This is a genomic window from Lysinibacillus sp. FSL K6-1151 (assembly GCF_038630755.1).
GTDB classification, from domain to species: Bacteria; Bacillota; Bacilli; order Bacillales_A; family Planococcaceae; genus Lysinibacillus; species Lysinibacillus fusiformis_D.
In genome coordinates this window covers 3,362,666-3,385,096 of the sequence record NZ_CP152040.1, presented here as the reverse complement: position 1 = coordinate 3,385,096, position 22,431 = coordinate 3,362,666, and the positions used below count along the sequence as shown (strand labels likewise).

19 protein-coding genes are annotated in these 22,431 nt (G+C 37.6%); 15 read left to right on the top strand and 4 right to left on the bottom strand.

From position 1 onward, the window contains the following. Nucleotide 1 precedes the first annotated feature (1 nt). The 13 genes from MHI04_RS16260 (at nt 2) to MHI04_RS16200 (ending at nt 17,101) form a co-directional block, all read left to right on the top strand. On the top strand, nt 2-5,518 hold the full coding sequence (locus tag MHI04_RS16260) for an amino acid adenylation domain-containing protein (protein ID WP_342535022.1): 5,517 nt from the start codon (nt 2-4) through the stop codon (nt 5,516-5,518). Further along, nucleotides 5,502-6,626 (top strand): saccharopine dehydrogenase NADP-binding domain-containing protein, encoded by a 1,125-nt coding sequence (locus MHI04_RS16255; RefSeq protein ID WP_036121580.1) that lies wholly within the window; start codon nt 5,502-5,504, stop codon nt 6,624-6,626. The genes MHI04_RS16260 and MHI04_RS16255 overlap by 17 nt, the downstream gene beginning before the upstream one ends. Next, nucleotides 6,623-7,705, top strand: coding sequence for a Gfo/Idh/MocA family oxidoreductase (locus MHI04_RS16250; protein ID WP_342535021.1), 1,083 nt, complete (start codon nt 6,623-6,625; stop codon nt 7,703-7,705). The genes MHI04_RS16255 and MHI04_RS16250 overlap by 4 nt, the downstream gene beginning before the upstream one ends. Continuing rightward, on the top strand, nt 7,696-8,466 hold the full coding sequence (locus tag MHI04_RS16245; RefSeq protein ID WP_051891633.1) for a thioesterase domain-containing protein: 771 nt from the start codon (nt 7,696-7,698) through the stop codon (nt 8,464-8,466). The genes MHI04_RS16250 and MHI04_RS16245 overlap by 10 nt, the downstream gene beginning before the upstream one ends. Nucleotides 8,467-8,695: 229 nt before the next feature. Next, a complete protein-coding gene (gene argF / locus MHI04_RS16240; protein WP_342535020.1) occupies nt 8,696-9,661 on the top strand; it encodes an ornithine carbamoyltransferase in 966 nt (321 codons plus the stop codon). An 852-nt stretch (nt 9,662-10,513) separates the two neighbouring features. Beyond that, nucleotides 10,514-11,410, top strand: coding sequence for a LysR family transcriptional regulator (locus tag MHI04_RS16235; RefSeq protein WP_036128277.1), 897 nt, complete (start codon nt 10,514-10,516; stop codon nt 11,408-11,410). A gap of 184 nt (nt 11,411-11,594) precedes the next feature. After that, on the top strand, nt 11,595-12,923 hold the full coding sequence (locus tag MHI04_RS16230; protein ID WP_036128276.1) for an LLM class flavin-dependent oxidoreductase: 1,329 nt from the start codon (nt 11,595-11,597) through the stop codon (nt 12,921-12,923). A 45-nt stretch (nt 12,924-12,968) separates the two neighbouring features. Next, a complete protein-coding gene (locus MHI04_RS16225; RefSeq protein ID WP_271910660.1) occupies nt 12,969-13,982 on the top strand; it encodes an LLM class flavin-dependent oxidoreductase in 1,014 nt (337 codons plus the stop codon). Between the two features lie 13 nt (nt 13,983-13,995). Then, the gene (locus tag MHI04_RS16220; RefSeq protein ID WP_036128274.1) at nt 13,996-14,274 is read left to right on the top strand and encodes a glutaredoxin family protein; all 279 of its coding nucleotides are present in this window, start codon (nt 13,996-13,998) and stop codon (nt 14,272-14,274) included. Nucleotides 14,275-14,294: 20 nt separating this feature from the next. Then, nucleotides 14,295-15,119, top strand: a complete 825-nt coding sequence (locus MHI04_RS16215) for a transporter substrate-binding domain-containing protein (RefSeq protein WP_342535019.1) — start codon at nt 14,295-14,297, stop codon at nt 15,117-15,119. Between the two features lie 23 nt (nt 15,120-15,142). Then, nucleotides 15,143-15,847 carry an amino acid ABC transporter permease gene (locus MHI04_RS16210; RefSeq protein WP_036128280.1) on the top strand — a complete coding sequence of 235 codons (705 nt, stop codon included), beginning with the start codon at nt 15,143-15,145 and terminating at the stop codon, nt 15,845-15,847. 12 nt (nt 15,848-15,859) lie between these two features. Continuing rightward, the gene (locus tag MHI04_RS16205) at nt 15,860-16,573 is read left to right on the top strand and encodes an amino acid ABC transporter permease (RefSeq protein WP_036128272.1); all 714 of its coding nucleotides are present in this window, start codon (nt 15,860-15,862) and stop codon (nt 16,571-16,573) included. A gap of 15 nt (nt 16,574-16,588) precedes the next feature. Beyond that, complete coding sequence (locus MHI04_RS16200; RefSeq protein ID WP_036128271.1) at nt 16,589-17,101, top strand: GNAT family N-acetyltransferase; 513 nt, start codon at nt 16,589-16,591, stop codon at nt 17,099-17,101. A gap of 46 nt (nt 17,102-17,147) precedes the next feature. On the opposite strand, the gene MHI04_RS16195 is transcribed toward MHI04_RS16200, so the two are convergent. Beyond that, the gene (locus MHI04_RS16195) at nt 17,148-18,527 is read right to left on the bottom strand and encodes an FAD-linked oxidase C-terminal domain-containing protein (RefSeq protein WP_342535018.1); all 1,380 of its coding nucleotides are present in this window, start codon (nt 18,525-18,527) and stop codon (nt 17,148-17,150) included. A 78-nt stretch (nt 18,528-18,605) separates the two neighbouring features. Continuing rightward, nucleotides 18,606-18,815 (bottom strand): small acid-soluble spore protein SspI, encoded by a 210-nt coding sequence (sspI, locus tag MHI04_RS16190; RefSeq protein WP_036128269.1) that lies wholly within the window; start codon nt 18,813-18,815, stop codon nt 18,606-18,608. A gap of 238 nt (nt 18,816-19,053) precedes the next feature. Between sspI and MHI04_RS16185 the strand changes: the two genes are divergently transcribed. Together MHI04_RS16185 and MHI04_RS16180 are read left to right on the top strand one after the other, a co-directional pair. Continuing rightward, entirely contained in the window at nt 19,054-19,581 is a 528-nt protein-coding gene (locus tag MHI04_RS16185) for a sigma-70 family RNA polymerase sigma factor (RefSeq protein ID WP_036128268.1), read from the top strand. Between the two features lie 197 nt (nt 19,582-19,778). Beyond that, the gene (locus MHI04_RS16180; RefSeq protein ID WP_244504879.1) at nt 19,779-21,923 is read left to right on the top strand and encodes an EAL domain-containing protein; all 2,145 of its coding nucleotides are present in this window, start codon (nt 19,779-19,781) and stop codon (nt 21,921-21,923) included. Between the two features lie 51 nt (nt 21,924-21,974). Here MHI04_RS16180 and MHI04_RS16175 read toward each other — a convergent pair whose 3' ends face one another. Together MHI04_RS16175 and MHI04_RS16170 are read right to left on the bottom strand one after the other, a co-directional pair. Further along, nucleotides 21,975-22,166, bottom strand: coding sequence for an H-type small acid-soluble spore protein (locus tag MHI04_RS16175; protein ID WP_036128267.1), 192 nt, complete (start codon nt 22,164-22,166; stop codon nt 21,975-21,977). A gap of 12 nt (nt 22,167-22,178) precedes the next feature. Continuing rightward, nucleotides 22,179-22,343 carry a YfhD family protein gene (locus MHI04_RS16170; RefSeq protein ID WP_139149533.1) on the bottom strand — a complete coding sequence of 55 codons (165 nt, stop codon included), beginning with the start codon at nt 22,341-22,343 and terminating at the stop codon, nt 22,179-22,181. Between the last annotated feature and the right edge of the window lie 88 nt (nt 22,344-22,431).

Genomic DNA, 22,431 nt, shown 5'->3' with positions numbered 1-22,431 from the left:
TATGAAAAAATTAGTAGCAGAGTATCGCGAATTGGGCGTAAATCTTTGGGTAGAAGATGGGAAATTACATTTTAAGGCTCCAACTGGTGTACTTACACATGAACGGAAAGAGCGGTTACGACAGCATAAAGAGCAGCTTCTTGACTTTTTACAAAAAGAACACCAGCCAATCACCCATGACGCAGAAAGACGTTATGATTCCTTTCCACTTACAGATATTCAATCAGCCTATTTAGTAGGAAGAAGCGGCAATTATCATTACGGTGGAGTAGGCTGTAAAGTATATGCTGAACTAGTTGGTACTATTTTTGATCCTATACAGCTTGAAAAGGCATGGCATCATGTCATAAAGCGTCATGATATGCTTCGTGCGATAGTGCATCAGGAGGGCTATCAGCAAGTACTAGAAAATGTAGAGCTTCCAGCTTTACAGGTTATTGATTTAACAGAGGAAGCACCTGAAGCTGCGAATCAACGATTATTACAAGTAAGAAATGAGCTATCTGTTAAACAGTATGCTCCTGATAAGTGGCCATTGTACGACCTCGTCCTGACACAGCAAAAAAATCAAAGTACTGTTCATCTATCCATTGATATGTTAATTGCGGATTTTGTCAGTATCAATGTATTAATAGCTGAATTAGAACACTTTTATTATACAGAAAATACGCCATTACCAGCTTTAGACATTCAATTTAGAGATGTCATGACCCAACAATATGAACAAAAACATAATCGATCGGCAGCCTATGACATAGCTAAAAATTATTGGACTAGCCGTTTAGAGACTTTTCCAGAAGCGCCAGAGTTACCAGTTGTAAGTGACAAAACGGATAGTCATACCATTCGTTTTGAACAATTTAATTTTTTATTACCGAAACACGAGTGGCAAAGTTTAAGTCAGAAGGCAAAAGAACATCGACTAACACCATCTAGTATTATATTGACGGCTTTTGCTGAAATTATCGGTGTATGGTCAAAACAATCGCATTTTTGCTTGAATATTACGATGCTTAACCGTCCTACTATTCATGCTCAAATTCATGATATAGTTGGAGACTTTACAACGATTAATCTATTAGAAATATATGCAAAAAGAGATAGAGCTTTTTATGAGCATGCGGCTGAAATTCAACAGCAGCTCTGGACAGATTTAGAGTATCGGGATTTCTCAGGAATTGAGGTATTGCGTGAATTAAAGCGACAGCGCAATCGAGATGTTATTATTCCTGTTGTTTATACAAGCACATTAGGTGCTGAGGTAAATAGCCATATGTCTGATAATGAGCCTAAGTTGAAGTTAGCCTATAAAATTAGTCAGACCCCTCAAGTGTGGATTGATTGTCAAGTATCTGAACAACCAAATGGGGTATTGATAAATTGGGATGTACGAGAGGGCATTTTTCCAAATGGTTTAATGGATACTGCTTTTCAGTTTTTTGTGGATCACCTAACAAACCTGGCAAATAACGAGGGAGCGTGGACTGATCGCGATGTGATAGGCTTACCAGAAGCAATGCAAAAGGTTAGAAATGAAATAAAGAATACAACAGTTAATTTACCTAAAGGATTACTGTATGACAAAGTGCTAGATGCCATTACACAATATCCTAAAAATAGGGCTGTTTATGCAGATGGCAAATATTTTACATATGAGGAGCTCGGTCGCTATGTATTTGCTATTCAACAGGCATTGCTGAAGGAAGGTGTACAGCAAGGGGATTTTGTAGCCATTGATTTACCGAAAGGGATTTGGCAAATTGCTGCTGTATTAGGAACATTAACAGCGGGTTGCGTGTATGTACCTTTAGAGAGAGAGCAACCGATTGCACGGAAGAAAGATATTATCAATGAATCGCAAATCACATTTATTTTAAGTCATAGTCATTCTAGTAAATTATACGAACAAGATGCTCTTTCTTTTATTAGTGTCGAGCAATTAAACGTTGTATCAGAAGCACAATTAGTTCCTGTACGTGTAGACGTTGAGCAGCCAGCTTACATTATTCATACATCAGGCAGTACAGGTAAAGCAAAAGGCGTTATTGTCAGTCATAAAGCGGCGCTAAATACAATAATGGATATGAATCAGCGTTTCCATGTAACAGAGCATGATCGAGTTTTAGCCATTGCTAATTTAGCATTTGATTTATCCGTATACGATATTTTTGGCTTATTAAGTGTTGGTGGTAGCATTATATTACCAGAGCATAAACGTCATAAAGATCCAAAACATTGGCTGGAACTTATAACATCTCAGCAGGTCACTATTTGGAATTCAGTACCAGCTCAAATGCAACTTCTTTCCGCTTATATGCAGGATACGACAACAATTCTTCATAACGTATTGCGTCTAGTATTTTTATCTGGTGATTGGATACCTGTTACATTACCTAAACAAATGGCACATTATTTTGAAGAAGCGCAATTTATCAGTCTTGGTGGAGCTACAGAAGCAGCCATCTGGTCTATTTATTATCCAATAGATATGAATACGGCTTATAAAAATAGCATTCCTTATGGTAAGCCATTGGCCAATCAAAATTTTTATGTGTTGAATAAGGAGCTAGAAGAATGCCCTGACTGGACAATTGGTGATTTATATATTGGAGGAGAGGGGCTTGCCACTGGCTATCTACACGATGAAAAAAATACTACAGCGAAATTTATAATCCATCCTTACACAGAAGAACGGTTATATGCCACTGGCGATTTAGGCAGATACCGACCAGATGGTGTGATTGAATTTTTGGGAAGAGAAGATACGCAAGTAAAAATTCATGGGCACCGCATTGAACTAAGCGAAGTTGAAAGCTCTCTACAACGGATGCAGCAGATAGAGCATGCTGCCGTAATTGCAAATAAGGATTCGGCAGCAAAAGAATTTAGTATTTCAGCATTCGCGCAAGCAAGAAAAAATACAAATGAAGTCACAACCTTCGTTCCTTCAGACAAGTTAGCGGCTATAGTGAAGACTGCTGGAGATCGAGCAACTCATGCTGTAGATCGCGAGCTATTTGCACAATGGTCTACAATTTCCAATTGGACAGCCGTCCTAGATATTATGAAAACATTCCAGGACTTAGATATATTTATAGATGATCGAGAATTTTCTTTTAGTGAGATTCAGCAAATTGTGAAAGTTCATCCCTATTATCATCAGCTACTCAGACGATGGCTGAATGTGTTATGTAAAGAGAATCTTATTCAGCAAAATCCAGCTACGACAAACTATTATCTAATTCATACAGATTTACCGCATAATGCTTCAGCAATGTCTTGGCTACAATGGAGAGAAATTGAGGAAAAAATGCAATATGGTAAAAAGCTTGTGGATTACTTTGAGGATTCAAGTAAACATCTTCTAGGTTTACTTCGGGGCGAAATAGATTCGTTAGATTTATTTTTCCCAAAAGGCAGCTTTGAGATTGCCTTAGCAGCATATAAAGACAATCTGATTAGTCGTTCATTAAATCAAGTGACGATTCAAGCTGTTCATACGATTATAGATGAATTTAGAGCGAGTTATCCAAATAAACCATTTCGAATTTTAGAAGTAGGAGCAGGCGTAGGTGGTGTAAGTTTAGAGTTAATACCGTCATTAGATCAAAAAAATGTAGAATATGTTTTTACAGATTTATCACAATTCTTTTTAAATGAAGCACGTAAATCATTTGAACCTTATAAGTGGGTTACATATGGTTTGTATGATATCAATCAATCCTATTGGTCTCAAGGAATTCAAGCATCTTCCTTTGACCTGATTTTATGTAATAATGTTTTACACAATGCTAAAAAAGCACCACAAGTGCTACAGGCTTTTAAGGAAATGACAGTGGAAGGTGGGGCATTGATCGTGGCGGATACAACAGGGGAAAACTATTCCCTCCTTACATCGATGGAATTTCATGCGGGTCTAAATGATTTTGAAGATTTTCGTAAAGACAATGATCAAGTATTTTTTAATCGTGAACAGTGGCATGAGTTATTTGCAGCAGCACAAATGGAGATAGCGGGTGTATATCCTACCCCAAATGATCCATTATCAGCAGCCAATCAGGCAGTATTTGTTGGTCAGTTTAGAGGTGAACGCAAGCGAATTTATGCGAGTGAGATTCAACAATATTTAGAAGAACAATTACCAGCATATATGCTCCCAGCGCATATTGAAGTACTTCGTGAATTACCGTTATCTGAAAATGGTAAAGTGGATCGTGGTGCGTTACAAAGTCGCTTAGAAGCATCTAATCCATTTATTGCACAATCTGGAGAATCCCCACAAAGCGATTTAGAGAAAAGAATTGCAGCTATCTGGGCAAAGGCATTAAATCGAGAAAGTATTTGGCGTAATGAAAACTTCTATCAAGCAGGTGGTGATTCATTACTAGTGGCACAAATTGTGGCCGCCATGAGAGATACACTACCAGAGGTGAAGCATTGGGAGTGGGATCAATTAATGGTAGAGATTTTACAAACGCCAACCATTGCAGAGATTGCAGAAAAGATAAGTCACTCAGTGGAAAATCATCAAACAGTGCAGGATGAAACTACTTCAGATAAGAAAACGTCTTTCGTTATTTTAGCTGAAGGTGAAATGGGCAGTAACATGAAAGTTCTATTTCATGATGGAACAGGGACACTTACACCATACAATCAATTGCTCCCTTATTTAATAGAAGAATCTAATCGCAAAGATACGATAGCAGGGTTTATTTTTGGCGATGAAGCAGATTATTTAGCCTATCCATCTGAATCACTCATTCAAAGTTTAGGGCAAAAATATGCCAAACAATTGTTAGAGCTAAATGCTGCAAGCTATGAACTGATAGGATACTGCATGGGTGGACTTATCGCTATTGAAACAGCAAAGGTGTTACTTGCAGAGGGTGTTCAAGTTGAACCAGTCATAACTATAGATACTACGCCGTGTGATGCCAAGCTTCGAAATGATTTATTAATGGAAAGAACATTTGGTTTATTAATAGGTGCAGATCTTGAAAAAAGCGGTCATGCTGTTGACGATGAATTACTCAAAAAAGCATTACAAGATTTAATCAAAAAAGAAACGAACATGATTACGATTGAAGATTTATGTGAACTAACGGGAGAGTTCACACCAGTTGCACACTGTTACCAAAAGCTTGCTAGTAAGTCACCTGAACAAAGATTGGTAGATTTATATACGACTGTTCCAGCTTTGCAGGGTGATATTTCTGCCTATCAAAAACAGCGAATGGAAACGCTATATCAAATTTTCTGTCAAAGCTTTAAAGGTGTTGTATCGTATGGAACAGAGCCTTTCATGGGAGATGTAGCTGCATTTAGCTGTATCGATAAAACGTCATCCTTTTTACCAGTCATGGGTACAAGAAATGAAGAATTTTGGAAAGAGATTACATTTGGTCACTTGAATATTATACCTATAAATGGCAATCACATTACCTGTTTACAAGAGCCATATGTGAAAGAGACTGCTCATTTACTGCTTAAAGGAGTTAGTCATGAACCATCAATTTAAAATAGGAATTATTGGCTACAGTGGATCCGTTGGACAAGCAGCTGTACGATTTTTAAAGGATAAATATCCACTACGCTGTGGTAGTAGAAGTGGCAATAAAGAACATGCTCACTCACATGAATATATAGATTATAGGCAAGTAGATATATATGACCAAGAGGCGCTAGAGACATTTTGTACAGGATGTACAATTGTATTAAATTGTGCAGGCCCATCGTATAGCATTATTGATAGAGTAGCACAGGCTACAAAAAAAGTGGGAGCCCATTATGTTGATGCATTTGGTGCCGATTTGTTGGAAAAAAAATTTATGCAGCAGGAGCTAACGAATATCATGATTCTTTCAGCAGGAAGTTTTCCCGGTTTATCTGGGATTCTTCCTCGTTTATTAGCTCAAGAAGGGTTTGATCAAATAGAGAAAGTAATCGGCTATGCAGGTGGTGAAGAAACATATAGTAAAGGAGCAGCTGCTGATTTAATGCTTAGCTCCATTTATGGATTTGGCACAGCGAATGCCTTTTATAAGAATAAAGAAATAGTACGAGATACTGTACAGCCAGAAAAAATAAATGTCACCATTTATGGTGAGGAAAAAGAAATCTATACTCAAAGGTATATAACAAATGAAACCATCCGCCTCGCAAAAAAGCTACAGATAACTGAAGCACATTGGCATAATATGTATCCAAATAAAGCTGTTTTTTCATTATTACAACAAGCATGTATACGATTGGCGATGAAAAATACATCAGAACATTTACATCAAATTATAGATGAATTGATGGAAAGACTCACTGTATTCCCTGTGCGGCAAACATGGTACACCGTTATCATTGAAATGATTGGAAAGTATCAGCAACAGCCAATACGACGAAAAGCTCAATTACTTAGTCAAAATAGCTTTATGATTAGTGGCATTATTTGTGCATTATCTGTAGAAGCAATTATAGAAGGAATGGTGCACGAAAATGGTGTTTATTGGGCATATGACGTATTAAACCCTACTATTGTGATGCGAGAATTGCGTGTGCAGGGTGCGATAGAAGATTTTAGCATCACTTCACATTCAGAAAATCATGTAAGCTTGTTGGAAGAAGGGATATTATGAGACCGTTAAGGGTAGTGGTTTGTGGTACGAAATTTGGAGCGTATTATGTGCAGGCAATTTTAAACTTACCATCTCATTATAGGCTTGTAGGTATTTTATCTAAAGGTAGTAAACAGTCGGAAGAGCTCGCTAATACATTAAATGTACCGCTTTACACCGATGTGGATGAAATAACAAATGAGCAGGTGGATGTTGCCTGTGTTGTTGTTAAATCGACTATCGTGGGTGGAGCAGGGACAAGCATTGCACAAGCGTTTTTAGAAAAAGGTATACATGTTATTCAGGAGCATCCAGTGCATGAAGATGATTATTTAAAGCTAATTAAAAGTGCGAAAGCTGGTAATTGTAAGTATCACTTGAATAGTTTTTACCCAAATGTTGATGCCGTATATGCCTTTTTACAAACAGCGCAAACATTAAGAGAAGCCAGCGACATTATTTATTTAGAGGCGGCGTGTAGTATCCAAGTATTATTTCCAATGCTTGATATTATCGGACAAGCACTTGGGGGCTTACAAACTTGTACACTTGAACCAATTAATAATCATACAGAGCATGATCCCTTTTATACGCTATCTGGACAAATCCGGGATATTCCAGTGACGTTACGCATTTTCAATCAAATGGATTTAGCTAATCCAGAAAGTAATATTTATTTGTTGCATAGAGTGATTTTAGGAACGAACAGAGGAACATTGTATCTACCAGACCCGCATGGATCAGTACACTGGATGCCATGTATGAGCTCATCATTAAACGAGTCAACTATATTTAATAAGAAAAGAGACAATAAATTCTTAAGCTATCCGGTTGAGGAGATTGTCTTTCCTGCACAAAATACGAGCTTTGAAGATTTATATATAAAGGTATGGCCAAAAAGTGTTGAACGCTCTCTTATAACATTTTCAGAAGAAATTTGGAGTCGTTCTTACTTCAATCAAACAACACAATATTATTTAACAGCTTGTAAATTATGGAATAATATTGGGAAGAAAATGGGGCCGTCCCAAAAAGTCTGTATACAGGAACGAGAGCCGTTAAGAATGAGGGATATTAAGGGAGAAAAAGAATGGATATGATGAATGTGAAAAAATGGTTTCCTTTTGTGAAAGCGTTAGATTATGGTCATCCTTGTAAGCTTTTTTGCTTTCATCACGCTGGTGGCAGTGCAGCCATTTTTAAAAATTGGAAAACATGGGAGAGGAACTTAGCTGTCTTTCCGATCGAGCTACCTGGAAAGTCAACAAGAATAAAAGAACAGTACATGACAAATTATCATGATGTCATACCACAAATTGCAGAGGCTATTCATCAAGTGACAAGTCAAACACGAATTTATTTTTATGGTCATAGCATGGGAGCTATTCTTGCATTTAAGACAGCCTGTTTGTTAGAAGAAAAATATAAGAGAAAGGTGAATTTATTAATAGTAGCTGGCCGCCATGCCCCACAGGATGATTTTCCTGATGACTATCAAACAACGATGGACGATAGTGAGCTCATTCAAGAGTTAAAAAGAGTAGGTGGTACACCGAATGAATTGTTAGAAAATGAAGAAGTGCTGCAATATATTTTACCTATTGTAAAAAATGATTATCGCTTGAATGAGTCGTTTGATTATCAAGACGAATTATTCCATGGCCCGATTCTTGCACATTGTGGAACGAATGATCCTGATGCACCAGCATGTAATGTGAAAAATTGGCAAGTTGTCACGACTAATACCTTCCATTTGAAAGAGTTTTCCGGAAGTCACTTTTTCCCATATGAAAATAAACAGGATTATTATAAGGAGTTAGAACAGAGTTGTCAGGAAAACACCTGTCATATGAGTTATTAGTTACGCAAAGAATATATAAAGGATACCTTAAAACGGAGGTATCCTTTTTGTGCTTTAAAAGATTAGTATAGATGAATCTTAATGTATGCATAAATATTCTATATGGCGAATTTTTGTCACATTTAAAGTCTCGTACTTACTAATTGAAATAAATTATAAAAATTCAGTTGATTTTATATTTATGCATGATATACTAATTTCAACAGCAACGATGTAAGGAGCGAAGGCGATGAAATTACTCGAAGAAGTACAGTTGAAGTTAGTATCTAGTTTAAAAGGAAAAGATCTTCTAACATTGCTAGACTATACAAGTCAAGAGGTTCAAGAACTGATTGAACTAGCAACACAGCTAAAAATGATTACAAAAGAGGGAAAATGTCCAAGATTATTAGAAGGTAAAACACTTGGCATGATTTTTGAAAAACATTCAACTCGTACACGTATTTCATTTGAAGTTGGCATGAATCAATTAGGTGGAAAAAGTATGTTTATGCATGCGCGCGATTTGCAAATTGGTCGTGGTGAATCGATTTATGATACAGCACATGTATTATCTGGTTATTTAGATGGGATTATGATTCGTGCAAATTCTCACGCGATGGTCAAGGAGCTTGCAGAGCATGCAGCTATTCCAGTCATCAATGGACTAACGGATATTTATCATCCTTGTCAGGCATTAGCGGATTTAGAAACGATTGCAGAAAATAAAGGCTTTTTAAAAGAGCTTAAAATTGCCTATGTAGGCGATGGCAATAATGTAGCGCATTCACTAGTCGTAGCTTCTGCACATGTCGGCATGAATGTCGCTGTGGCAACACCAGCTGGGTATGAGTGTGATGCGCAAGTAATCGCCAAAGCACAGGCGATTGCATCGGCAAATGGCAGTACGATTACGATCACAAATGATCCTGTTGAAGCTGTGTTAAATGCAGATGTGGTTTATGCAGATGTTTGGACATCCATGGGTCAAGAGGAAGAAGCGGCTAAACGTTTACAAGACTTTGCTGGTTATCAAATTAATGATGAGCTAGTTGCCTACGCAAAACCAAATTATATGTTCTTGCATTGCTTACCAGCACATCGTGAGGAAGAGGTGGCAACATCAGTTATTGATGGACCTAATTCTTATATCTTTGAACAAGCCGAAAATAGACTACATGCACAAAAAGCCGTACTGGCATCGATTCTTGCTTAAATTTGGACATATGCTTCTCGAGTTGAGAAGTACGATAAAAAGAGTTTACTTGCGCAGCAGAGGATGTTCAAGTGAATAACATAACAGTGGTAGCGCAGACAGAGGGCTGTAAACCACGCGCGATGTTTGTTGTCAAGATGGATGGCAACATCGTTACATAGTAAAGTAACCTAGGAGACGCTAGGTTACTTTCATGTTGTTGAAAAAAGGTGATATCAATAGCAGAAAAACCAACTTTGCAAGGTGAGAGGTTGATGTCCGTTCCGCCAGCGTCCTTTCCAGGGGGCGTCCGATGAGCCGCTTCACTCACTGCGTTCGCTCCAGGGTCTCCTCTGTGACGCTAAATCCCCTAGGAGTGACGCTGGCTCCACTCCAATCAACCATTCTGCAAAAGTGTCTTTTCCTGAACAAAATAGCCCATTATTTATATTATTAAGAAAGGATAGCCTCTTACTTTCAATGTGGAGAAGTGATGTGTGCCAACACCCCTCCATAAAAGAGTAGTGAATACCTTCACTTTTTTGCTAAAAAGTTAACATTTTATTTTATGGATTGGAGTGGAAGGCTACTTGACTCCCGTGGGAATAGCGAGACGGGCGAGCCCCTGCACGGAGGAAGCGGCTCGGCGCTCGCCCACAGGAAAGCAAGTAGCCTGCAACGGAAATCCTTTTTCACCTTTCACATAAATTCTATGGATGGTTTTGTTTTTCAACACTATGAAAGTAACCTAGGAGACGCTAGGTTACTTTTTCTTTTGATAAAAATTAAAAACATAGTTTTCCAATAAATTATAGAGAATATAAAGAATTATTTATATAATAGGATAAATAAGTATGAAGGGGTGAACTTCTCGTGAATATAGACCATATCGAGGCATTTTTATATGTTGTCCATTACAAAAGTACCCATAAGGCAGCCAATGCGTTGTTTCTCTCACAGCCGACTGTGACAGCACGAATCAAATCGTTAGAGAGGGAGCTTGGTGTTGAATTGTTTTACCGAGATGGACGAAGTGTGAGCGTATCGGAGAAAGGAAAAGACTTTATACCGTTTGCTACACAAATTGTCCAAACGTTTCAGCAAGGAAAGAAGCAATTAGAGGAAACACAGGAAACAGATGAAGTATGTATTGGGGCAAATGGGGTGACAGCACAGTATTTCTTAGCCTATGCATTGCCAAAATGGAAAGAGCAATTTCCTTATTTGCGATTTCAACTAATTACAGGTTCAACTACTATGATTTTAGAAAAGTTACAAAGCCATCAAATCCATCTAGGTCTTATTCAATATGTGCATCGAGATGGCATCAGTAATGAGCTATTATTAAACAATGCGGTGAAACTTGTGAAACATCGTGATCATCTATTACAACAACGTGAACGCATGCAAGCAAAGGAGTTAGCCCAACAGAAAATGGTGTTTTTTGAATGTGGAGCGTTTGATTGGAATTATGTGCATAAAATGTTTGAGATAGAGGGTGTGACAGCCAATATTGAAGTACGTACGGATCATTTAGAAGTTGCCAAGGAATTTATTCGGACAAAGAACTATATTAGCTTTTTACCACATCTTTGCGTCAAAAAGGAGCTCGAAAGCGGTGAATTTGTGGAGATAGACGTCAAGCATTTATTGGATATGAATCAACACATATTTTTAACCTATAAAGATAAAGAGGTGTTGACGACAGCCTTTTGGCAGACAATCTGTGAGACCGCTAAGCAATTTGAAAGCATGCAAGAAAGGCATTGATTAAATATTTTTTCAGAACTTAAAATTTTTTCTATTACGTAGCCTATTGCATATTGTCTAAAGGAACTGTAATATCATTTTCAATCCAAATTTATTTATGAATTAGCATAAATAAAAAATTTTTAAACAAAAACATACTTAACCACTAAGTTTAGTAAATAATAAGGATTGAGGAGGAATTGACATGGCTAGACAGGATAAAATTCGATTTGGGGCCATCATTCATGGAGTGGGGGGCAATATTTCTAGTTGGCGTCATCCAAAGGTAGCGAGTAATCAAAGTGTAAGCTTGCCTTTTTATATTCAGCAGGCTCAGAAGGCAGAGCAAGGGAAATTTGATGTAGCATTTATTGCAGATGGTTTATTTATTAATGAAAAATCCATCCCTCATTTTTTAAACCGCTTTGAGCCGATTACAATTTTATCAGCATTGGCTGTAGCGACGAAGAATATTGGCTTAGTTGGAACCGTTTCAACTTCCTATAGCGAACCATTTACAGTGGCAAGACAATTTGCTTCATTAGATCATATTAGTGCGGGGCGTGCAGGCTGGAATGTAGTAACTACTCCATTAGAAAGTACTGCTTTGAACTACAATAAAACAATCGACCAACATCCTAACCATGCAGAGCGTTATCAAATTGCGGAAGAATATTTAGAGGTTGTCAAAGGCTTATGGGACTCTTGGGATGATGATGCATTTATTGCTGACGTTGACAATGATCAATTTTTTGATCCAGAAAAATTACACATTTTACATCATAAAGGGACCTATTTTTCAGTTCAAGGTCCACTCAATATTGGACGGTCAAAACAAGGTCAGCCTGTTATTTTCCAAGCTGGGTCATCAGATGCAGGCATTCGATTGGCCGCCAAGGATGCAGATGCTATTTTTACACATGGTGCATCAATTGAAGAGGCGCAAACATTTTACAGAAGAGTAAAAACAGAGGTGGCAGCATTTGGGCGTAATCCAGATGAAGTAAAAATCTTCCCAGGAATTTCACCTATTATTGGCGATACAGTGGAGGAAGCAGAGGCAAAATATCAAGAAATCGTTGAACTAGTTTCCATAGACCGTGCACTTGCTTATCTTGGGCGTTATTTCGACCATCATGATTTTACTCAGTATGATGTGAATGCTCCGTTTCCTGAACTAGGTGACATTGGAGCCAATAGCTTTAGAAGTACAACTGATTATATTAAACGATATGCTAAACAAGAGGGTCTTACATTACGTCAGGTTGCTTTACGTGAAGCTACACCTAAAACAGCCTTTTTTGGGACAGCTGAGCAGGTAGCGGATCTAGTACAGAAATGGTTTGAAAAGGAAGCGGCAGATGGCTTCATCATTGGTGTGACAGTGCCTGGTGCTCTTGAAGATTTTGTGGATAAGGTCGTGCCTATTTTACAAGCAAGAGGACTTTATCGTAAAGACTATGAGGCAGAAACACTGCGTGGGAATTTGGGGTTACCATTCAAAGAAAGTCGCTATGTCACACAGTCTGTCTAAAAACCTAGTAAATTTATTCGAATAAAAGAAATTAGGAGGCATTATATGAGCTATACATTAGGCATATTAGATCAAAGTCCGATTATCGAGGATGCAACAAACGAACAAACTTTGCAAAAAACAGTGGCACTTGCACAAAAAGCGGAGCAGTTGGGTTACTCACGTTTTTGGGTGTCGGAGCACCATCATACAGAAACATTAGCAGGTTCCTCGCCAGAAGTATTAGTTTCCTATTTATTGGCAAAGACAAAATCCATTCATATCGGGTCAGGTGGTGTGATGCTACAACATTACAGCCCATACAAGGTGGCAGAAAACTTCCATGTACTGGCAGCGTTGGAGCCAGGACGAGTGGATTTAGGTATTGGAAAAGCACCAGGTGGTTTACCTCTTTCCACAAAGGCATTACAATATGGCACGCTCAATCAGGGGGACGATTTTGAAGATAGACTAACATTTTTACAGCAATTAATGGAGCAATCAATACCAAAAGAGCACGAATTATATGGTATACAAGCAACGCCGATTCCGAAGATAAAGCCAACATTATTTTTACTCGGTGCTAGCCCAGAAAGTGCTGCTCTTGCAGGAAAACTCGGCATTGCATTTGTCTTTGCTCGATTTATTAATAGTGACAATGATGTATTAGCGCAAGCAGCACGTATCTATCGTGAGTATAATGCCAGTGGCCACTTCGCCATATCAATCGCAGCCATTGCAGCTCCAACCAAAAAGGAAGCAAAGGAATTGATTGGGGATCAAAAAATTACGAAGGTGCATTTAGCGAGTGGTAGAACACTGACATTACAATCCATAGAGCTAGCTGAAAAATTTGGTCAAGAGTCTGGAGAGGCGTATACAGTCAAACAATATGAGGCAGATATTGTCTATGGATCGCCTAAGGATATTAAAGCAATATTAGATGATTTTCATGTTCAATATCAGGTAGATGAATTCATTTTGCATACTCCTGTATTGAAGGAGTTTGAACGTAAACGCTCATTCGAACTATTAAGTCCAGTTAATTTACAGCTACAGCAAAAAGTGGCAGTCAGCTAAGGAGGTCATCATCATGACAAAAAATGTAGAGATAATTGTTTGGTCGAAACAAGGTTGTAGTTATTGCGAGGATATAAAAGCGTATTTACAGGAACAACGAATAGCATACAAAACGGTGGATGTCACGTCGAATGATACGTTCCGCGACATCCTTGAAATAAAATATGGTGTTCGATATGTACCTGTTGTAGAAATTGGATCAAGTGAAACGGGTATCTATCAAGCTGTAACAGAAATAGGTTTAGAACACCTGCAGAAGGCACTTGCTGTGAGCTTACCCTCACATGCATAACAGAAGGAATGAGGGATTTTATGAAAAAAATATCGTTTTATCTACTATTTGTACTAGCGGCACTATTAACAGCCTGCGTAAGCTCAGAAAAATCAGATGGAGATGCGAGTGCTCAAAATACAGCACAGGGTGGGAAAGATGTTCAAAAAATCATTGTAGGTACGGGGACACAGTTTCCAAACATCTGCTTTTTAGATGATAAAGGCAATTTAACGGGCTATGACGTGGAGCTTGTTCGAGCAATTGATGAGAAGCTACCAGAATATGAATTTGAGTTTAAAACAATGGAATTTTCCAATTTATTACTAAGTTTAGAGACAGGGAAAATTGATTTTATTGCCCATCAAATGGAAGTCAATAGTGAACGACAGGAGAAGTTTTTATTCAATAAAGAGCCGTATAATGTCTTCCCATTAAAGGTGACAGTGAATGAGAAAAATAAAGAAATTCAATCCGTTGAGGATTTGAAAGGGAAGAATATCAGTGTTTCACCAACGAGTAACTCCGCTGTTTTTATTGAAAAATATAATAAAGAGCATAATTTAGGAGCGAATATCGTCTATTCTTCTGGTTCAGTAGATGTCAATAATCAACTGGCTACAGGTCGTATTGATGCCATTATTACAACACCGTTCGCAGTCAGATACTATAACGAGAGCAATGAAGCACAACAAAAGGTTGTAGGTGACGCATTATTAAATTCAAAAGTATACTTTTTACTCAATAAAGATGAAGTGACATTACAGGAGCGTTTAGATGAAGCTATCGTTGAATTAAAGAAAGAGGGAGTGGTAAGTGAACTTAGTAAAAAATGGTTAGGTGATGATTACACAGTAGACTTCTAATGACAGGAAAGGAAGGCGGAAGTATGGAAAATAACTTTGATGTCATGCTCATTGCGAAGATCATTCCAACATTGCTTCAATATTTACCAGTAACATTTGAAATACTACTATTCTCCATACTTTTTGGTATGGTACTAGGGATTGTGCTAGCCATACCGAAGCTACTTCACATACCCGTATTGAAGCAGATCATCACGGTCTATATATCCTTTATTCGTGGAACCCCTATTTTAGTGCAGTTGTTCTTAGTATTTTACGGCATACCTGCATTGCTAAAATTGATTCATATTGATGTTACTCGCATGGATGCGATGTATTTTGTCATTATTACCTACACACTAAGCAATGCGGCAGCCTTTGCCGAAATATTTCGTGCTGCTATTTTAACCGTTGACCGAGGACAAATGGAGGCTGCCTATTCAGTAGGCTTAAATGGAACACAGGCTTTTATGCGCATTGTTTTCCCACAGGCAATTCGTGTTGCTTTTCCAAATATAGCAAACACGATGATTAGTTCATTAAAAGATACATCACTAGCGTTCTCTATTGGCGTAATGGATATGGTTGGACGTGGAGAAACCTTGATTGCTTCAACGACACGAGCGTTTGAAATCTATGTAGCATTGTCTATTGTTTACTATATTATCGTGATCGTGCTGGAAAAACTATTTAAGTTCAATGAACGCTATTTTAATCGTTATATGCCAAAGGAATTGGCTTCACAATAGGGGGAATATAGTATGACCATTGATCTGGCTTTTATAGTAGAAGCCTTACGAGAAATTAGTAAAGTAATACCTTTAACCTTATTCATGACCATTACACCTGTTTTATTAGGTATTGTTATAGGGATAATCGTCGCTTTTGTTCGCATTAAACAAATAAAATTTATTGCGCCTATACTTAATTTTTATGTCTCTTTTTTTAGAGGCACGCCCATTATTATGCATATCATGCTCGTTTATTTTGGCTTGCCAATGCTAGTGGATATGATGGCAAGTACTTTACAGTTAAAGATACAATCAAGCACCATTCCTATATTATTTTTTGTCATACTCGCCTTAACACTTAGTGCGGGAGCTTATGCTTCTGAAATTATTCGCTCAGGAATATTAAGTGTACCGAAAGGACAATTAGAAGCAGCCTATGCGATTGGTTTAACATTTACTCAAGCGATGCGACGTTATATCTTACCGCAAGCATTTGGGCAGTCTATTCCGAATTTGACAAACGTCTTTATTGGCTTTTTACATGCCACATCCTTAGCATTTTTTCTATCTATTAAAGAGTTGACTGGTGCTGCGAATATCGTTGCTTCTGTGAATTTAAAGTTTTTAGAGTCATTTATTGCTGTGGGAATCATTTATTGGGGAATATCAATTGTGGCAGAATGGATCTCACATCGCATTGAAAAAAGAGTAACCGCCTATCGTAAGGGTGGCTTTTCATCATAGAAAGGGGAAACTAGCATGACAGTAGCTGACATTGTGATTGAACATTTACAAGAGGAAGATTATGAACGCTATCTTGAGGTTTTAGTCGAGAGCTATGAGCAATACGAAAAAGACTATCAGGACCCTGAACATTGGCAGTCATATTTAAGTGATATCCGTGCTTCAGTCGGCAATCCGAACGCAGAAACAATTCTTGTAGCAAAGCGTGGTGAGGAGATAGTAGGAGGGCTACAAATATTTACTGATGCGGAAAAAGCATATGGCTTGCCAGAGCTGAATATTCAATCTACGATCGTACGCTTGTTAGGCGTACATCCGAAAGGAAGAGGGCAAGGGGTCGCTAAGAAATTATTACACGAAAGTTTTGCCTTTGCCAGAAAGAGACAGGATAAGGCTCTTTATTTACATTCAGGTGATATCATGCAGGCTGCTATTAATCTTTATTTATCTCTAGGCTTTGTACGAGACGAGTCAAAGGAATTTTATAAGGGCGACATTTTAGTCAAGAGCTTCCGCTATGATTTATAAACATAAACCCGCTGATGACATAGTCATTCAGCGGGTTTATCGTTAGTTATAGGGTGAAAATTTTCCCTGGATTCATAATGTTATATGGATCGAGTGCTGCTTTTATACTTTTCATGACAGCTAAAGAGGTACCGTGCTCAGTAGCTTGATATTTCATTTTGCCAATGCCAACACCATGTTCACCTGTACATGTACCACCCCGAAGTAAAGCATATTGAACAATCTGTTCATTGAAGCGATCTGCTTTTGCCTGCTCCTCTATGTCATTAGGATTTAACATTAGTAGTGCATGGAAATTTCCATCGCCCACATGTCCGACAATCCCGCCTGCAAGACCAATATGATCGAGCTGCTCACGCGCATACAAAATGGTTTCTGCAAGCATGGAGATTGGTACACAGACATCTGTTGACATAAGCTTTTTCCCAGGGTAAGCATGAATATACGCATAGGCTAAGGAATGACGTGCTTCCCAAAGCTTGTTACGTGCCGCATTATCTTGTTCAAATTCAACGGATAGACAGCCGAAGTCCTCAAAAATTTCTGTAGCAAATGCTATATCTGCATGCATACCTGCTTCATTTCCGTGAAATTCTAAAAATAATGTTGGTTTTTCGCTATAGGAAGTATCGTTATAGATATTGGCTTGTTTCATAGAGGCTTCATCAACTAATTCCACTCGGCCGATTGAAATGCCTACCTGTAATAAAGCAGTGACGGCACAGACAGCATCGCCTACTGTATCAAAAACTGCGCGTCCTGCTGTTACAAATTCAGGTATACCGTAGACTTTCAATATTAACTCTGTAAAGCAGCCAAGTGTCCCTTCTGAGCCTACAAATAGACCGTTGAGATGATAACCAGAAGAGGACTTCGCGGCTAAATTACCAGTATGGATGACGGAGCCGTCTGCAAGTACAACCTCTAAATCACGAACTTGATCCCGCATAACACCGTAACGTACTGCGGTTGTACCACTAGCATTCGTTGCTGCCATGCCACCTAATGTTGCATCTGCACCTGGATCTACTGTGAATTGTAGACCGTGCTTTTTTAATTCCTTATTTAATTGAGAACGTGTGACCCCAGGCTGTACTTTTACAAGAAGGTCATCAGGTCGAACTTCTAAAATAGCATTCATTTCAGAGAAGTCGATGGAAATACCATGTGCAATAGGAATTGCATTTCCTTCTAGGCTGGAGCCAACACCAAATGGTACAACTGGTACACGTTGTGCATGTGCAATTTTTAAAACGGCACTGACATCTGCTGTGGAGCGTGGAAAAACAACGATATCAGGTAGGCTCACCGCATGATGAGATTCATCCTCCCCATGTAGCTGTCGTACCGTTTCGTTTGTTGACACTTGTTCTTCTAATAACACCTGTTTGAGTTGATTGACAAGTAATTCTACTGCAACAGTCATTCCAATCCCTCCAAATTTTCTGATAAATAAAACTTTATCACGCATTTATTGGAAATGGAATGCACTGTGCATTAAAAATCAGTTTGCAAATATTTTTTCTAGTTTTTGAACGAATTCATCTTGTTCAGATGGACTTGATTGCTTCCACCAATTTTCGAAAAACACCCCAAGCCCTGGCAGTAAATGTTCTTCTCCACGGTTAATGGCATCTTCCACAATATCTTTAAATTCTGCTGCAGATTGACCATGAACATTTGCAGTAATGGCATCTCTTATTTGAAAATTCATCTATTTCGCCTCCTTAGTAGTAATTTGTCCAATCATCGTTTAAATATGTATGAAATGCCAAAGAAAAATATATGATTTTTACAATAAATTGCTGAGATTATGTATAAATAGGACAGGGATTTTAGTCATTCTCAACGATGAAATGATGAAAACGTGTACTCGCTTTCAATAAACGCCAGGGACTAAGATAGTATCACCTAGGAATATTGGACTGTGCATAGTCGACAGGAAGAGTAAAATGTCTATTCAGAACGAGCAAAAGCTTTCACCAACACAATCCTTTGAAGAAATATTAGAATGTGTGCAACCAATGATTACCGTTATTCTTAAGCAACTTCATATCTATAAGGAGTTTGATTATTATCGTCATATTGCTTCCATTGCTGTATGGAGGGCATGGCTAAAAGCAGATCCAGCAAAAGGACAATTTTCCGCTTATATATATTCATCGATCAAAGGAGAGATTTTAAATGAATTATCAAAGGAAAAAAGCTATAAAGAGCGAATAACAGTCGTTGATGATGAAACACTCGATTATGTTCGTAGTGAGTTCAAAGGAGGGGAGAATCAAAAAAATTCTATTGACCTTGAAAGTATTTTGACCCAGTTAAAGCAGATAGAAAGAAAAATACTACTCCTTTATTATGTAGAAGGCTACAATGATCAAGAAATAGCCAAAGTACTAGGTTTATCTGTCGCTGCTAGTAAAAAAAGACGGGCTAGAATCTTCCAGAGGCTAAGTAACCAAGTTTTTGAAGTGGAATGAAGTACTAAAATATCAAAAGTATGCTAATATTGAAATAAAATGAATATTAGCATACTTGATATGAATGCATACAAATTCAGATAAAAGTGTTATGATTTGTAAGAAGTCAAAGAAATATACAATTCTAAGTGTATTATTTAATATAGTTAGTTAGAATTTCCTAGTCAATGTTTAGATAGTTGTATGGAGGGTTTGTAGTGGAGAAATGGTTTAATCAAATAGAGAAAAAAGAGGTTTGGTACATAATATTGCCGTTATTACTTGTCATACCATTATTAAGCTTTAGCAATCAAATGTATGGTGTATTCCAAGGTGACATTTATCAAAATTTAAAATTGGTGATCCAAGTTTTAATCATTGTTTTTACAATGGCTATTGCGATCCAATCTTATTTAGTATTTTCACACTTATTATCCAATCAAACTTTATACATAGGGAACATTTTTTTTATAATTGCATTACTTGAATTAGTTAGCTTGTTCTTTAGTCAATCTACTGAATGGGGCTATATGGACGAGTCAATACATATATTAATGCGTGTGTATCTATCCATTGGATTTCTACTGATTATTTTATTCAAAAGACAACAATTATCAATGAACTATCGGTTGTTTACATATGGTAGTTCTTTGCTATTCGTTATAGTCAGTATTTCTCTAGTGTATATGGTATCCAACATATTGTCAGAACAATTGCTAGTGTATATTGATAATATGGTACACCTTTTTGCTATAATTCTTCAAATTATAACCATTGTGATAGTAAGTAGGTATCTAAAAAAAATGCCGAAGCGATCGATGTGGTTAATCAGTGCAGCCATCTCGCTTATTGTAAGTGATGTCTTTTTTATTTTTAGTCAAGATCAAAATGCGATATGGGATTTCTCGGCATTAATTTATCAATTTTTAGCCTTTTACTTTTTCTTAAAGGCGATTTATTATACATCTGTGGAAAAGCCGTTTCAACAATTATTAAAAATTAAAAAGGATCTTGAACAATCTCAAGAAGAGCTGCGATTTCAGGCCTATCACGATGATATAACACTACTGCCAAATGAGCATTTATTACTAAAGACGTTAAAGGAAAATTTACATGATAATCAAGTGCAGAAGGCCATCATTGCCATAGAAATTGACCGTTTTGCAGCCATTCGCTCCTCTATCGGGATAAGTAATTCTAATAAAATGATGAAGCTTGTCGCAGAGCGCATTCAAGCGATTGTACCTCCTCATTATTTTGCAACGAAGCTGCGAGAGGGTCAATTTGTTATTTATATTAATCATGTAAAGACGGTTGAAGAATTATTACAATTTTGCTTAAATCTCAAAAGTGCCATGAAAGACCCTTTGCAGGTACAATTATTTTCATTAAATGGCAACTTGAATATGGGCATTGCCCTCTATGAGGATAAATGGACGGGCGAAGAGCTATTGATGCATGCCCAATTAGCAATGAGAGAGGCTAGACAAATACCCCAAAGATTTCTTTTTTATAAGCCTTATATGTCAAAAGACATTGCAGATCGAATTTTGTTAGAGCAAGACTTACATAATGCATTAGCCAATAATGAGTTTTATTTAGATTATCAGCCACAGGTAAATTTAAAGACGGGCACAATTGAATCCGTCGAAGCATTGGCCCGCTGGCGGCATCCGACGCGTGGCTTTGTACCACCAGATGTATTTATTCCCATTGCCGAAGAGTGTGGGCTTATTATCCCATTAGGTAAATGGATATTAGAAACAGCTTGTATGCAAGCGAAAACATGGGAAAAACAAGGGTTACCCCCGATGAAGGTGGCAGTGAATTTGTCACTTGGGCAATTATTTCAGCAGGATTTAGTAGAAATGGTGGAAGAAATTTTACAACGCACAAAATTGACGCCTAAATATCTACAATTAGAAATTACGGAAAGTATGACGATGAATATTGATCAAATGACACAGCTATTACATGAATTAAAGGCATTAGGCATTCAAATTGCTGTAGATGATTTTGGAACAGGCTATTCATCTTTATCCTATTTAAAGGATTTTCCCATTGATTGTTTAAAAATCGACCGTACTTTTGTAAGAAATGTGCCGCATAATCCAAACGATGAAGCACTTGTTTCCATGATTATTTCGATGGCTAAACATTTGCGTTTAAAGGTTGTTGCAGAAGGTATTGAAGAAGTGGAACAACTATCATTTCTGATGGATGGCGGTTGTGATTATATTCAAGGCTATCTATTTAGTAAGCCAATCTCACCTCAGCAAATTTCAGAAACTTATACGGAGTTACACCACCATATAGATGAAGTGTTAACACAGCTTCAATATATTGAGGATTATATTATTTAAATAAAAAAAGAACCTGCTTATTGACTATGCAAATAAGCAGGTTCTATCTGTTTAATGAACGAGATATTCTTCCTTTAATTCGGAAATAGCTACTTCAGATCGCTCCTCTAAAGAGCGGCGAAGGTGAACAGTCGCTGTTTTCTCATCATTGTGGAGTTGGTCGATCCAGACGGAAACGCCATTATAGCTCACTTCATATTCTGACGGTGAGGCAACAATTTCTTGTGCACGTTGAAAATTCAACGGAAGCCCCCCTTATTTTTTTTGTTTATTTTTGTTTTGTGTGACTGAATTAATGAGCTCCATAAACTCTTGAGAAAATTCTTCACTCACCTTATTTGGTGCGATTTTTTGGTTTTTTGGTGTTTGAGGTAATGAAGCTTTATTATTGCTTTGACCTTGTTTATTGTCTCTTCCCATGTGAGTTGCTCCTTTCCTGTTGATATAGGTTAATATGGCTTCAAACAGCATTTTTTATCCCGACATCACAGGTAGTAAGTCGTTACTT